Source organism: Streptomyces flaveolus (assembly GCF_014648815.1).
GTDB lineage: Bacteria > Actinomycetota > Actinomycetes > Streptomycetales > Streptomycetaceae > Streptomyces > Streptomyces flaveolus.
On record NZ_BMRV01000006.1, the window covers coordinates 415,071 to 428,919 of the forward strand.

Consider the following 13,849-nt stretch of genomic DNA (forward strand, 5'->3'; position numbering starts at 1 on the left):
ACTGTCACCCGGCGTGGTCAGCCGCCGAGCGCATCGCCCGCCTCGGGAGCGTGCGCCTGCGTGACCATCGTGTCCGTCGTGAGGTGGATCACGCCGTAGTCGTAGGCGTGCCGCCGGTAGACGACGCTGGGCTCCTTGGTCTCGGAGTCGACGAACAGATAGAAGTCGTGCCCGACCAGCTCCATCTCGTAGAGGGCCTGGTCGAGGGTCATCGGCGCGGCCACGTGGGTCTTCTCGCGGACGACGAGGGGTCCGTCGCCCTGGACCTCGAGCGAGCCGATCTTCTTGGTGGGTACGCCGTCCTGCTTCTCCTCCGGGACAACCTCTCCGTTCCCGTTGAGTGTCGCGGCGCCGGGGACGTGGTCGGCGACCTCGGCCGCCGGGATCCGGCGCGATCCGCGCCGCGAAAAGCGCTTGTCGTGCTGCTTGCGCAGCCGGGCACCGAGCTTCTCCGCCGCCAGGTCGAGCGCCGCGTACGGATCGCTCGCCGCTGCCTCCGCCCGGATGACCGGTCCGCGGGAGCGGAGCGTGATCTCCACTCGGTCGCAGCGGTCGGCCTGTCGGGGGTTGGGCTCCTTGGACACCTCGACGTCGAGGCTGATCACCTTGCCGTCGAGCTTCTGGATCTTCTCCAGCTTCAGCTTCTCGGCCACGTGCTTCCGGAACCGCTCGGGCACCTCGGTCTTGCGGCCCTTGACGACGATGTCCACGCAGAACTCCGTTCCCGGATCGCTCCGCTTCAGTGGCGGAGCATCTCCCTTTTGCACCAGGTTCCGGTTGTCCCGGAACCTCGGACTCGGTGACTTCCACCTCCTCCCCCGTGGGCGAGGTATCCACTCCACCGGTGCGGGTGATGACGGCTGGACCCGCAGTACGGCATTCGGATGTGAGAGGTGTGGCCTGCGGCTTTGCCTCACAACCGAACATATCTCGCCCGGACGGATGTCGTCACCCTCTACCGCGACGTACCTCCGTTCCGGTGAATTGACCCTCTCATTACCTGCAACGAAGCAAGTATTCGATCAGTTCCGGTTTATTTCGAAAGCATCTGGTGAAGCCGCGACCACAGCCGCGCAGATCACTTCGCGGATCACGTCACCGCCTCCGTCCGGACCCGCCATTCGGGGCCCGCTCTTCCGTTCCTCTCTGCCTTCCCATGCCGCCGACGAATACACAGCCGATTTCGCCGTCCTGTACGTGTCCGCACCCGCCTCCCGCTCATCCGGGACCGCACCCGCCTCCCGCACGGCGCGCGCCGCCTCCGCCAGGGAAGCCCCCGTGGTCATCAGGTCGTCGACGAGCACGACCGGCTCACGGCCGCCCAGCAGCCGGGCCCCGCCGGGGGCCACCGCCAGCGCACCGGCGAGGTTGTCCCGCCGCTGCCGGGCGCCCAGCCCCGACTGGTCAGCCACGGCGTGCCGCTGCCGCAGCACGGCGAGCACCCGCGTGGACGTCCCGGTCCGCCGCAGCTCACCCGCGGCCGCGAGGGCGATCCGCCGCGCCGGATCATGACCGCGCGCCCGCACCGCCCGGCGCGCGGAGGGCACGGGCACGAGCAGCACCGGCTGCCCCGCACCCCCGGACCACACCTCACCGCCACCCGCGCCCGCCTCCCGGAGCCCGGCCCGCACGGCCCCCGCCAGCGCCGTGCCGAGTGGCCCGGCGAGGGCCAGCACACCGCGTTCCTTGTGGGCCAGCAGCGTGGCCCGGGCCTCGTCCGCGTACCGCGCCGCCGCGTGCACCACCGGCAGCCCGGGCGGCTCCGGATCCGGACGGACCCGGCACGGCGCGCCCCCGCTCAGCGCCGCACGGCACCGGGGGCACAGCACCGTGCGGGCCCTGCCGCAGCCTCCGCACTCGGCCGGCAGCACCAGGTCGCCGAGGTCTCGCCACCATTCGCGCATGGCCACCACTGTGCCCACGCCCGCACCGCTCTGCCAGGCCTGTGGAAAACTTCCGGGCGCTCCCTGGGGACAACTCCGCGCCGACGCCGACCGGTGTCACCCGCCCGGGTTAACGCGCGTCGGCGCCGGTCTCACCCCGGATAGACCGGCGCCGTCCCTTCCGTCACCTTCTGCCACTGCATGCCGGACGGCAGCCGGACGATCAGGTCCTCCGAGTACGCCACCAGCGGCAGCCGTTCGTCCTCGGTCGCGGCGATCTCCTTGACCCCGGTCAGCGCCGCCGGCACCGATGCCTCGGGCGTGGAGCCGTCGACCTGGACGTATCCGATCTGCTGGACGCCCCCGCGCTCGCGCCCGACCACCACGAGGCGGCTGTCACCGGCCCAGGACATGGCCGTGACCTCCTCCAGCTCGGGCGTGGCGGAGCGCAGTTCGACGACGGTGACCGTGGGCCGCTCGCCGGCCCGCCCGTCGCGTTCGATCCGCCCGATGAGCAGCGACCGTTCGCCGTCCTTCTCCACGACGAGCGCGATCCGCACCCCGTCGGCCGCCACCCGCACGGCCTGCACCCGTCCGTCCAGCCCGGGGATCCGCACCTGCACCGGCTCGCCCGCGCCCTCCTGCAACACCAGCAGCCTGGGATTCTTCGGGTCCCGGTCGGCGATCCACAGGTCGCCCTGCGCGTCCCAGCTGGGCGGCGTCAGCCGGTCCGCCTCCGTCTTGCCCGCGCTGACCAGCAAGGGGTCGCCGAGCGAGCTGCCCGGCACCAGCGAGGCGACGAACAGCGTCTTGGAGTCGAAGCCGATGCCGGCCGCGCTGTGCTCGTCCCGCGACACCGCCACCGACCGCAGAGCCGTCGTGCCCTCGCCCAGCGCACCGGGCACCGTCTCGGGGTGGGTGGCGGTGCTGCCCGCGGCGATCCGCACCAGGCGGTGCTTGGCGTCCACGAAGTACAGGTAGTCGGGCCGCTGGGCAGAACCGCGCGTCGCGACCGTCTCGGCCCGGTCCTCGCCGAGCGAGCACAGCCGTTTGTTCCCCGAGGTCAGCTCCACCTCGTCCACGGCGGGAGTGAGGTTCTGCAGCGTGAACAGGAGCTGCGTCGCCATCTCGTCGCACTTGTCCGCACCGACCCCGGCGGCCTTGGCGTTCAGCGGCACCTCCAGCTTGTTGCGGTCGTCGGGCGTCAGCGAGTCGACGTTGTCCGCCAGTGCCGTACCGGTCGGGAAGCTCGACCTGACCACGGGCCCCAGCAGGCTCGTCGGCCCGCTGATCAGCGACCGCACGGCCTGGGTCAGCGGGTCCACCAGCCGGCGCACGTAGACCGGATCGGCGACGGCCGCCGGCTGCGTACTCGTACCCGCCTGGGCCTTCGGAACGGTGTTCGAGGCGAAGTAGTACTTGTTGACGGACATGTAGGTGCGCTGGAAGTCGGACTTGCCCATGACCACGCCCTGCGGCAGGACGTCGATGCGCCACTGCCGGGTCTTCGGGTCACGGGTGAGGTGCACCGGTTCGCGGTACTGCCCCGATGCCGGCGCGTACGACTGCTGCGAGTCCACCGTGGCCACCCTGGTGCCCGTCAGCGTGGCCGAGTACGAGTAGTCGTCGGTGTCCTCACGGCTCGCCAGGTGGTCGGCCTCGGTTCCGGCCCCGCCCGCCAGCACCGTCGTGGACCGCTCCGGCTGCCAGGTCTTCGCCGCGTCGGCCGTCAGGTACTTGCGGGCCGTCTCGTAGTGCGGGTCGTTGCTGGTCAGCGCCTCCAGAAAGCCCTGCACGATCACCGACGGCGAGGCGTCCTCCGCCGGCGGCATCGCGAACACCCGCACCTGCGGGTCCTGCCGGGGCGTGGACTCCACGCCCCGCAGGTCCCCGTGGTCGGGCATGGACGCACACCCCGCCAGCAGTACGACGCCGCAGACCGCGTACGTCACCGCGCGCGTCGGCGTCCGCCGGCCGCTCCCCTCGCGGTCAGCGCCCACGAAATGCCTCCCCTTGCCTGCTCGGCTCCTCCGGCCCGGTGTCCGAACGGCTCGCCGCCTCCGGCCCGGGCGTGCCGTCCTGCGTACGGGCGCCCGAGACGGGCCGCGGCACCACCCGCGCGCCGTTGCCGGGCAGCGCCGTCGGATCGGCGGTGGCCGTGGCGGACGACCGCGGCGGTATCGGGCCCCGGGCGGACGCCGAGGCCGCGTGGCCCACCGACGCCTGCGCCGGGACGGTGACCGCCCTGTCCGCCGCTCCCTGCGCCTGGCCTCCGTCGTGGAGACCGGCGTCGTTCAGCCCGCGATTGCGCCGCGAGTCCGCCGGCTCCAGCGGTATCGGCGAACCCCGCAGCGGCTCGTCCGCCGTCCTGGGCAGCGTCAGCCGGAACTGCGAACCGCCGCCCGGCTCGCCCCAGGCCTGCAGCCAGCCGCCGTGCAGCCGCGCGTCCTCCAGGGCGATGGACAGGCCGAGTCCCGTACCACCGGTGGTACGCGCGCGCGCCGGGTCGGCCCGCCAGAAGCGGCTGAAGACCCGGGTGGCCTCGCCGGGCTTGAGCCCGACACCGTAGTCGCGCACCGCGACGGCGACCGCGCCGCCGGCCGCGGCGAGCCGGACGACGACGTCCTGGCCCTCGCCGTGCTCGACGGCGTTGACGACGAGATTGCGCAGCACCCGCTCCACGCGCCGGGCGTCCGCCTCGGCGACGACGGGCTGCTGGTCGCCGACCACGCGTATCCGCGAACCCTTGCGCTCGGCGAGCGGCTCGGCCCCGCTGACGACCCGCCGCACGACCTCCCGGAGGTCGATCGGCTCGGCCTCCAGCGCCGCGGCACCCGCGTCGAAGCGGCTGATCTCCAGGAGGTCCGCCAGCAGCGTCTCGAAGCGGTCCAGCTGGTCCGCCAGCAGCTCGGCCGACCGCGCGGTCACCGGATCGAAGTCCACGCGCGCGTCGTGGATGACATCGGCCGCCATCCGAACGGTCGTCAGCGGCGTCCGCAGCTCGTGCGACACGTCGGAGACGAACCGCCGCTGCATCCGCGACAGGTCCTCGAGCTGGCTGATCTTCAGCTGGAGGTTCTGCGCCATCTTGTTGAAGGCCTCGCCGAGCCGCGCGATGTCGTCCTCGCCGGTGACCTTCATCCGTTCCTGCAGCCGCCCGGCGGACAGCCGCTCGGCGATGCTCGCCGCCATCCGCACGGGCGTGACGACCTGGCGCACCACCAGCCAGGCGATGGCGCCGAGGAGGACGACGACGAACAGCCCGGCCGTCGCCAGCGTGCCCTTGACCAGGCTGAGCGACTTCTCCTCCTGCGTCAGCGGGAAGAGGTAGTACAGCTGGTACGGCTCACCGTTCGGGTCGTTGACCTGCTTGCCGATGACCAGGCCCGGCTGGGACGGCTCGTCGGAGTCGTAGACGATGCGCGTGTAGCTCTGGGCCGCCGCCGGGTCGCCGTCGATCCGCTCCCGCAGCTCCTCGGGCACACTGGCCGACCAGTTGACCAGGCCGGAGGCGCGCGGGCCGCGCCCGCTGCCGCTGTCCCCGCCCATGGGCAGCGTGACCACGTCGAAGGCGCCCTGGCCGCCGCTGGAGAGCGACTTCACGAGGTCGCTCATCCACTGGATGACGTTCTGCGGCGGACGGCCGTCCACGGGGGTGCCCTCGTCGCCGGTCGTGCTCTCCGTCTCCTCGGCCTTCTGCTTGGCCACCGCGAAACCGCCGGTGGCCTGGCTCTGCGACGCCTTCACCTTGGCGTCCAGCAGACCGTTGCGGACCTGCCCGATCACGACGAAGCCGAGCAGCAGCACCACGCCGAGCGACATCAGCAGCGTGGTGACGACGACCTTGAGCTGGATGTTGCGCCGCCACAGCCGCATCACGGGCAGCAGCGGACGGCGTACCCAGCGCATGAACAGGCGGAGCACCGGGCTGCCCTGGACCCCGCCGTGCAGCAGTCCGCCCTCGAGCAGACGCGTCCAGCGCGAGCGCCCGGGCCCGTGGCCGACAGGCCGCCCGGCGCCGTCCCCGGACCGGCCGGGCGCCGAAGCGGCACTGTCCCTGCTCATGTCAGCTCGGTCCGGCCTTGTAACCGACGCCACGGACGGTCACCACGATCTCCGGCTTCTCCGGGTCCTTCTCGACCTTGGAGCGCAGCCGCTGCACATGCACGTTGACCAGCCGGGTGTCGGCCGCGTGCCGGTAGCCCCAGACCTGCTCGAGGAGCACCTCGCGCGTGAACACCTGCCACGGCTTGCGGGCCAGCGCGACCAGCAGGTCGAACTCCAGCGGCGTCAGCGCGATCGACTGCCCGTCCCGCTTCACGGAGTGCCCCGCCACGTCGATCACCAGGTCGCCGATGGCGAGCTGCTCCGGCGCCGGTTCCTCCGACCTCCGCAGCCGCGCCCGGATCCGGGCCACCAGCTCCTTCGGCTTGAACGGCTTCACGATGTAGTCGTCGGCGCCCGACTCCAGCCCCACCACCACATCGACGGTGTCGCTCTTGGCCGTCAGCATCACGATCGGCACGCCGGACTCCGCCCTGATCAGGCGGCAGACCTCGATACCGTCCCTGCCGGGCAGCATCAGGTCGAGCAGCACCAGGTCGGGCTTGGTCTCACGGAAGGCGGCCAGCGCCTTGTCACCGTCGGCTACGAAAGACGGCTCAAAACCCTCACCACGCAGCACAATGCCGAGCATCTCGGCCAGTGCGGTGTCGTCGTCGACGACAAGGACTCGTCCCTTCATAAACGACATCATCCCATTCTCGTAACGACGACAGAGGTGCTGGTGAGCGAGGTCACTGGCCTGTGACGATAGTCGTACCGAGCCCTCACTGTCTGCCCCGCTCCGCCGCCGCCCGGCCGCGCTCACAGCGCGTCCGGGCGGCACTACGGAACGCAGGCACCGCTCACCCGCCGCCGCGGGACGGTCAGGGAGCCCGCTCAGCCGGCGGACGGCCGCCGCGAGCCGGCACTCAGCTCGGCGAGGGCGTCAGCCGTCACGGGCGAGACCACGCCCTCCTCGGTGACGATCGCCGTCACCAGCTCGGGCGGCGTCACGTCGAACGCCGGGTTGTACGCCTGCGTCCCCAGGGGAGCCACCGGAATCCCGCCGCCCGCTCCCGTCACCGGGACCTGAGGAGCTGTGACCTCGGTCACTTCGTAGCCGGGGCGCTGCTCGACCTCGATGGACGCCCCGTCCGGCGTCTCCGCGTCCACCGTCGTCACCGGCGCCACCACGATGAACGGCACATGGTGGTACCGCGCCAGCACCGCGAGCGGATAGCTCCCCACCTTGTTCGCCACCGAGCCGTCGGCCGCGATGCGGTCCGCCCCGATCAGCACCGCGTCCACCTCACCCGCCGCGAACAGCGAACCGGCCGCGTTGTCGGTGAGCAAGGTGTACGGAATGTCGTTGCGCGCCGCCTCGTAGGCCGTCAGACGGGCACCCTGCAGCAGCGGACGCGTCTCGTCCACCCACAGGCGCCGCAGCCGCCCCGCCCGGTGCGCGGCGAGCGCCACCGCGAACGCCGTCCCCTCACCGCCCGACACCAGCGACCCGGTGTTGCAGTGGGTGAGGACACGGTGCCCGCCGGCGGGCAGCAGCTCGTCCAGCAGCGCCAGACCGTGCGCCGCCATCCGGGCGCTGGCCTCGGCGTCCTCCTCGTGAAGCGCCCGCGCCGCGGCCAGCGCGGCCATGGCGGCCTGCCGGGCGTCACCGGTCCTGGCGAGCGCCTCCTGGTGTGCGGCCTGAGCCCGGCGCACCCCCACCGCGAGATTCACCGCGGTGGGACGCGCCCCCGCCAGCGCGGCGGCCGCCTCCTCCACCTCGAAGCCCCGGACGGCGGCGAGCGCGACCCCGTAGGCGCCCGCGATACCGAGCAGCGGTGCCCCGCGCACGGCCAGCGAACGGATCGCCTCCACCAGCGCGGACGGGTCCGTGCAGACCAGCTCGACCTCCTCGGCCGGCAGTCTCGTCTGATCCAGCAGGACCAGCACCGGGCCCTCCGGGGGTTCCTCCCAGCGGATGACAGGGATCTCGGTCGGCCGCTTGTCCTCGCCGCTTTGCGCGTACTGATCAGCCATGCGGTCAGTCTGCCCCCATTCCCGCGGACAATTGAAGGTGTGCTGCCCCTACCTCGCCCGGTCCACAGCCGACCGCCCCATGGCACGATGGCTGCCAACCTGCCGCCGCGACCGCGGAAGGGCACCGTGAAGGAGCGACGATGAACGACACTCCGGGCTGGACCTCGCCCGGATCCGCCCCGTCCGACGGGCAGGAGCCCGGCGCGTCCGGCCCCGCCGGCCGCCCGGCGACCGGCGAGCCCGCGGACCGGCCGAGCGCGGAACCGACGAGCCCCGGCACGAAGTGGTCCAAGGAACAGCCACCACCCGGCCAGTGGTCCGCACCCACCGGCCCCGGCCAGACCCCGCCTCCCCCACCGCCCCACCCCGGCTGGGGCGCCCCGCCCCCGCCCCCGGGCGGATACGGCGGCCAGGGCCGTGGCTACGGAGGCCCCGGCGGCTACGGCTGGGGCGGACCGCCGCCCGCGGCCAAGCCCGGCGTGATCCCGCTCCGCCCGCTCGGCGTCGGCGAGATCCTCGACGGCGCGGTCTCCACCATGCGCACCCACTGGCGCACGGTCCTCGGCATCTCGCTGACCGTCGCGATCTTCACGGAGATCATCGTCGTGCTGCTCCAGGGCCTCGTCCTGGACAACACCAGCTCCGATGCCCTCAACGACCCCGACGCGACCCTGAGCGAACTCGCCGACGCGCTCACCGCCACCACGGTCAACTCGGGCGTCATCTTCCTGATCTCCCTGATCGGCACCGTCGTCGCCACGGCCCTGCTGACCACCGTCACCAGCCGCGCCGTCCTCGGCAGGCCGGTGACCACCCGCGAGGCCTGGCGGGACGCCCGCCCTCAGGTGATCAAGCTGTTCGGCCTGATCGTCCTGTTGCTGCTGATGGTCGCCGGCATCCTCCTGGTCGCCATGCTGCCGGGTCTCCTCGTCACCGCCACGGCGGGCGGCGAGGGAGGCGTGGCCCTGACCGCCCTGGGTTTCCTGGCAGGCGCCCTCGTCGCCGTGTGGCTCATGGTCCGCTTCTCCCTGGCCTCCCCCGCCCTGATGCTGGAGAAGCAGGGCATCAAGAAGGCGATGGGCCGCTCGACGAAGCTGGTGAAGGGCTCCTGGTGGCGGGTCTTCGGCATCCAGCTGCTCGCGACGGTCATCGCGAACATCGTCGCGTCGATCATCGTCATCCCCTTCACCTTCCTCGCCGCCGCCCTCAGCGGCGACGGAGTCAGCGGATTCCTCGAGGGCGGCGGCGACCTCGGCTGGACCTTCCTCGTCGTCAGCGGCGTCGGCTCGGTGATCGGCTCCATGATCACCTTCCCGATCACGGCGGGCGTCACGGTGCTCCTCTACATCGACCAGCGCATCCGCCGCGAGGCCCTCGACCTCGAACTGGCCCGCGCCGCCGGCATCCAGGGCCCCGGCAGCCCCGGCGCCGTCCCGGGGAGCTGATGCGGTGAGAGCGACGGGGGGAGTTCTCACAGAGGTGCTGCCACGCACCGCCGTACGGACGTTGCTGCGCGCCGGCGACACCTCCGTGCTGTCCCTGGCACGCTCCGGCGACGAACCGCCGGTGACGACTCCACGCGACCCCGCACAGGAGGCGGCACGGCGCGAGCTGTCCAAGCGCATGTACCACGAGAACGACCCCAGCTGGTTCCAGCGGGCCCTGAACGCCCTCTGGGACTGGATCGACGAACTGTTCTCCAGGGCCTCCACCGCGACGCCCGGAGGGACGCTCGGCCTGGTCGTCATCATCGTGGCCGTCCTGGCGGTACTGGGCGCCCTCTGGTGGCGCCTGGGCACCCCGCGCCGCGCGCCCGTCTCCGCTCCCGCCCTGTTCGACGACCGCCCCCGCAGCGCCGCCGACCACCGCGCCGCCGCCGAGGCGCACGCCGCCCAGGGCCACTGGAGCCAGGCCGTCCAGGAACGCATGCGGGCCGTCGTCCGCGCCCTGGAGGAACGCGCCCTCCTCGACATCCGCCCCGGCCGCACCGCCGACGAGGCGGCCGCCGAAGCCGGCCGCGCCCTGCCCGCCCACGGCGACCGGCTGCGCGCCGCGGCCCGGGACTTCGACGACGTCGCATACGGCGGCCGGCCCGGCACCGAGCAGTCGTACCGTCGCCTGGCCGACCTCGACCGCGACCTGGAACGCAGCAAACCCCTCCTGGTCGGCAGCGCCCCCGGCGGCGCGGACGACCCGAACTCCCACCGGGGAGCGGCCGGATGACCACCGAGGCCACACTCCCCACCCCCTCGGCCTCGCCTACCGTCCGCCAGCTGTGGACCCGCGCGCGGGGCATCACGCTCGCGCTCGTGCTGCTACTCGCCGGCGCCGTCGCGATCGCCGTCGTCCGCTCCGACACCCGGCACGGCGAGCTCGACCCCCGCTCCGCGGATCCCTACGGCAGCCGCGCCGTCGCCGAACTCCTCGCCGACCGCGGCGTGTCCACCCGGGTCGTCACCACCCTGGACGACGCCCGCGCCGCGACCGGACCGGACACCACCCTCCTGGTGGCCGTCCCCGACCTGCTCACCGAGCACCAGCAGACCGAGCTGCACTCCGCGACCGCCGGCTCCGGCGGCCGTACGGTCCTCGTGGCCCCCGGCGGCTCGTCCGTCGAACGGCTCGCCCCCGGTGTCACCGCCGACCCCGCGCTCAGCTTCGACTCCACGCTGTCCCCCGACTGCGACCTGCCCGCCGCCCGCCGCGCCGGCACCGCCGACACGGGCGGCATCCGCTACACCAGCACCCACCTGCGAGCCGACGCCTGCTACCCCAGCGAGCGCCTGGCCACCCTGCTCCGCATCCCCGAGACACCCCCGGCCTCCGGCGAAGCGACCCCGGGCGACACGATCGTCCTCGGCGCACGCGACATCCTCTACAACAAGCGTCTCGACGAGCACGGCAACGCCTCGCTCGCCCTCCAGCTCCTCGGCTCCCGCACCCATCTGGTCTGGTACCTCCCCTCGCTCTCCGACGCCACCGCCCCGGACGACGAGCGCGGCTTCTTCGACCTGCTCCCCTCCGGCTGGCTCTGGGGCACGCTGCAACTCCTCATCGCCGTCGCCCTGGCCGCCCTGTGGCGGGCACGCCGACTCGGCCCCCTGGTGCCCGAAAAACTCCCCGTGGCGATCCGCGCCTCCGAAACCACCGAAGGCCGCGCCCGCCTCTACCGCAAGGCCAACGCCTGCGACCGCGCGGCCGCCGCTCTCCGCTCTGCCACCCGCACGCGCCTCGCCCCCCTCGTAGGCGTCCCCGTCGCCCAGGCGCACACGCCCGAGGCCCTGCTCCCCGCGCTGTCCGCCCACCTCCACGGCGACGGGCAGTCCCTGCACACCCTTCTCCACGGCCCGCCGCCCCGCGACGACGCGGCACTCATCGCCCTCGCCGACCAACTCGACGCCCTCGAAAGAGAGGTACGCCGTCCATGATGGACCCGACCACTGACAACGCCGGGCAGAGCGGAGACCCGGGCAACGCCCGCGCCGCCCTCGAGGCCCTGCGCGCCGAGATCGCCAAGGCCGTGGTCGGCCAGGACGCCGCCGTCACCGGCCTCGTCGTCGCACTCCTGTGCCGCGGCCACGTCCTCCTCGAAGGCGTCCCCGGCGTCGCCAAGACCCTCCTCGTCCGCGCGCTGGCCGCCTCCCTCGAACTCGACACCAAGCGCGTCCAGTTCACCCCCGACCTGATGCCCAGCGACGTCACCGGCTCCCTGGTCTACGACGCCCGCACCGCCGAGTTCTCCTTCCAGCCCGGCCCGGCCTTCACCAACCTGCTCCTCGCCGACGAGATCAACCGCACGCCCCCGAAGACCCAGTCGTCCCTCCTCGAAGCCATGGAGGAACGCCAGGTCACGGTCGACGGCACCCCCCGCCCGCTCCCCGAGCCGTTCCTGGTCGCCGCGACCCAGAACCCGGTCGAGTACGAGGGCACCTACCCCCTTCCGGAAGCGCAGCTGGACCGCTTCCTCCTCAAGCTGACCGTCCCGCTCCCCTCCCGCCAGGACGAGATCGACGTCCTCACCCGACACGCCGCGGGCTTCAACCCGCGTGACCTGCACGCCGCCGGCGTACGCCCCGTCGCGAACGCCGCCGACCTGGAAGCCGCCCGCGCCGAGGTCGCCAAGACGACGGTGCACCCGGAGATCACGGCCTACGTCGTGGACATCTGCCGTGCCACCCGCGAGTCGCCGTCCCTCACCCTCGGCGTCTCCCCGCGCGGAGCCACGGCACTGCTGTCGACGTCCCGGGCATGGGCCTGGCTGACGGGCCGCGACTACGTCACCCCCGACGACGTGAAGGCCCTCGCCCTCCCCACCCTCCGGCACCGCGTCCAGCTCCGCCCGGAGGCCGAGATGGAAGGCGTGACGCCCGACTCCGTCATCAACGCGATCCTCGCCCACGTCCCCGCCCCCCGCTGATGGCACTCACCGGACGCGCCGCCCTCCTCGCGGCCCTCGGCTCCGTCCCCATCGGCATCTGGGACCCCAGCTGGACGGGCATCCTCGCGGTCAACGCCCCGCTGGCATTGGCCTGCGCCTGCGACTTCGCCCTGGCCGCCCCGGTACGCGGCCTGCGCCTGACCCGCTCCGGCGACACCTCCACACGGCTGGGCGAAACCGCCGGCGTCACCCTGACCGTCGACAACCCGTCCAACCGCCCGCTCCGGGCGCACCTCCGCGACGCCTGGCCGCCCAGCAGTTGGCAGCCCGGCACGGAGTCGGCGGCCTCCCGCCACCGCCTGACGGTTCCCCCGGGCGAACGCCGCCGCGTGACCACGCGCCTACGGCCCACCCGCCGCGGCGACCGCCAGACCGACCGCGTCACCATCCGCTCGTACGGCCCCCTGGGCCTCTTCTCCCGCCAGGGCGCCCATCGGGTCCCCTGGACGGTGCGCGTTCTGCCTCCGTTCGCCAGTCGCAAGCACCTCCCGTCCAAGCTGTCGCGCCTACGCGAACTCGACGGCCGGACCAGCGTGCTCACCCGCGGCGAGGGCACCGAGTTCGACAGCCTCCGCGAGTACGTCCCCGGCGACGACACCCGTTCCATCGACTGGCGAGCGACCGCCCGCCAGTCCACCGTCGCCGTACGCACCTGGCGTCCCGAACGCGACCGGCACATACTGCTCGTCCTCGACACGGGCCGCACGTCCGCCGGCCGCGTGGGCGACGCCCCCCGCCTCGACGCCTCCATGGACGCCGCCCTCCTCCTGGCAGCCCTGGCTTCCCGCGCCGGCGACCGAGTCGACCTCCTCGCCTACGACCGCCGAGTACGCGCCCTGGTCCAGGGCAGGACAGCGGGTGACGTCCTGCCCTCTCTGGTCAACGCGATGGCGACCCTGGAGCCGGAACTGCTGGAAACCGACGCGCGGGGCCTCACGGCGACCGCACTCCGCTCAGCTCCTCGGCGCTCCCTGATCGTGCTGTTCACGACACTCGACACGGCACCGATCGAAGAGGGCCTGCTCCCTGTCCTGCCTCAGCTGACGCAGCGCCATACGGTCCTCGTGGCCTCGGTGGCGGACCCGCACATCTCCCGCATGGCGAAGGCCCGCGGTAACACGGAGGCCGTGTACGAGGCTGCCGCCGCCGCGCAGGCCCAGGCGGAACGCCGTCGCGCCTCGGACCAGCTCCGCCGGCACGGCGTGACGGTCGTCGACGCGACCCCGGACGAACTGGCACCCGCCCTGGCCGACGCCTATCTGGAGCTGAAGGCTGCCGGCCGTCTGTGACCGGGCGGGACCTTGAAAGGTCCCGCTCTCCTGTCTCACAGAAATACCCGGAAACGCAGAAAACCCCGCACCGTAAGGTGCGGGGTTTTCCCAAAAATTGTTCGGCGGCGTCCTACTCTCCCACAGGGTCCCCCCTGCAGTACCATCGGCGCTGA

At 72.8% G+C, this 13,849-nt stretch carries 11 protein-coding genes; 5 read left to right on the forward strand and 6 right to left on the reverse strand.

Features of this window, described 5'->3' with window-relative positions:
* Positions 1–17 precede the first annotated feature (17 nt).
* The 6 genes from hpf to mtnA form a co-directional block, all read right to left on the reverse strand.
* Complete coding sequence (hpf, locus tag IEZ05_RS17600) at positions 18–710, reverse strand: ribosome hibernation-promoting factor, HPF/YfiA family (RefSeq protein WP_229869742.1); 693 nt, start codon at positions 708–710, stop codon at positions 18–20.
* Positions 711–1,022: 312 nt separating this feature from the next.
* On the reverse strand, positions 1,023–1,904 hold the full coding sequence (locus tag IEZ05_RS17605) for a ComF family protein (RefSeq protein WP_189231066.1): 882 nt from the start codon (positions 1,902–1,904) through the stop codon (positions 1,023–1,025).
* Positions 1,905–2,035: 131 nt separating this feature from the next.
* On the reverse strand, positions 2,036–3,883 hold the full coding sequence (locus IEZ05_RS17610) for an LpqB family beta-propeller domain-containing protein (protein WP_189231067.1): 1,848 nt from the start codon (positions 3,881–3,883) through the stop codon (positions 2,036–2,038).
* The gene (gene mtrB, locus IEZ05_RS17615; protein ID WP_189231068.1) at positions 3,873–5,948 is read right to left on the reverse strand and encodes an MtrAB system histidine kinase MtrB; all 2,076 of its coding nucleotides are present in this window, start codon (positions 5,946–5,948) and stop codon (positions 3,873–3,875) included. Before mtrB ends, IEZ05_RS17610 begins: the two co-directional genes overlap by 11 nt.
* Before the next feature lies 1 nt (position 5,949).
* The gene (mtrA, locus tag IEZ05_RS17620) at positions 5,950–6,639 is read right to left on the reverse strand and encodes a two-component system response regulator MtrA (protein WP_003975799.1); all 690 of its coding nucleotides are present in this window, start codon (positions 6,637–6,639) and stop codon (positions 5,950–5,952) included.
* 185 nt (positions 6,640–6,824) lie between these two features.
* Positions 6,825–7,967, reverse strand: coding sequence for an S-methyl-5-thioribose-1-phosphate isomerase (gene mtnA / locus IEZ05_RS17625; protein ID WP_189231069.1), 1,143 nt, complete (start codon positions 7,965–7,967; stop codon positions 6,825–6,827).
* 140 nt (positions 7,968–8,107) lie between these two features.
* On the opposite strand from mtnA, the gene IEZ05_RS17630 reads away from it, so the two are divergent.
* The 5 genes from IEZ05_RS17630 to IEZ05_RS17650 are packed head-to-tail and all read left to right on the forward strand — an operon-like array spanning position 8,108 to position 13,694.
* Positions 8,108–9,412 carry a glycerophosphoryl diester phosphodiesterase membrane domain-containing protein gene (locus tag IEZ05_RS17630; RefSeq protein WP_189231070.1) on the forward strand — a complete coding sequence of 435 codons (1,305 nt, stop codon included), beginning with the start codon at positions 8,108–8,110 and terminating at the stop codon, positions 9,410–9,412.
* Positions 9,413–9,416: 4 nt separating this feature from the next.
* Positions 9,417–10,190 carry a DUF4129 domain-containing protein gene (locus IEZ05_RS17635; protein WP_189231071.1) on the forward strand — a complete coding sequence of 258 codons (774 nt, stop codon included), beginning with the start codon at positions 9,417–9,419 and terminating at the stop codon, positions 10,188–10,190.
* The gene (locus IEZ05_RS17640; RefSeq protein ID WP_189231072.1) at positions 10,187–11,395 is read left to right on the forward strand and encodes a DUF4350 domain-containing protein; all 1,209 of its coding nucleotides are present in this window, start codon (positions 10,187–10,189) and stop codon (positions 11,393–11,395) included. The genes IEZ05_RS17635 and IEZ05_RS17640 overlap by 4 nt, the downstream gene beginning before the upstream one ends.
* Complete coding sequence (locus tag IEZ05_RS17645; RefSeq protein WP_189231094.1) at positions 11,395–12,384, forward strand: AAA family ATPase; 990 nt, start codon at positions 11,395–11,397, stop codon at positions 12,382–12,384. Before IEZ05_RS17640 ends, IEZ05_RS17645 begins: the two co-directional genes overlap by 1 nt.
* The gene (locus IEZ05_RS17650) at positions 12,384–13,694 is read left to right on the forward strand and encodes a DUF58 domain-containing protein (protein ID WP_189231073.1); all 1,311 of its coding nucleotides are present in this window, start codon (positions 12,384–12,386) and stop codon (positions 13,692–13,694) included. Before IEZ05_RS17645 ends, IEZ05_RS17650 begins: the two co-directional genes overlap by 1 nt.
* The last annotated feature ends 155 nt before the right edge of the window (positions 13,695–13,849 follow it).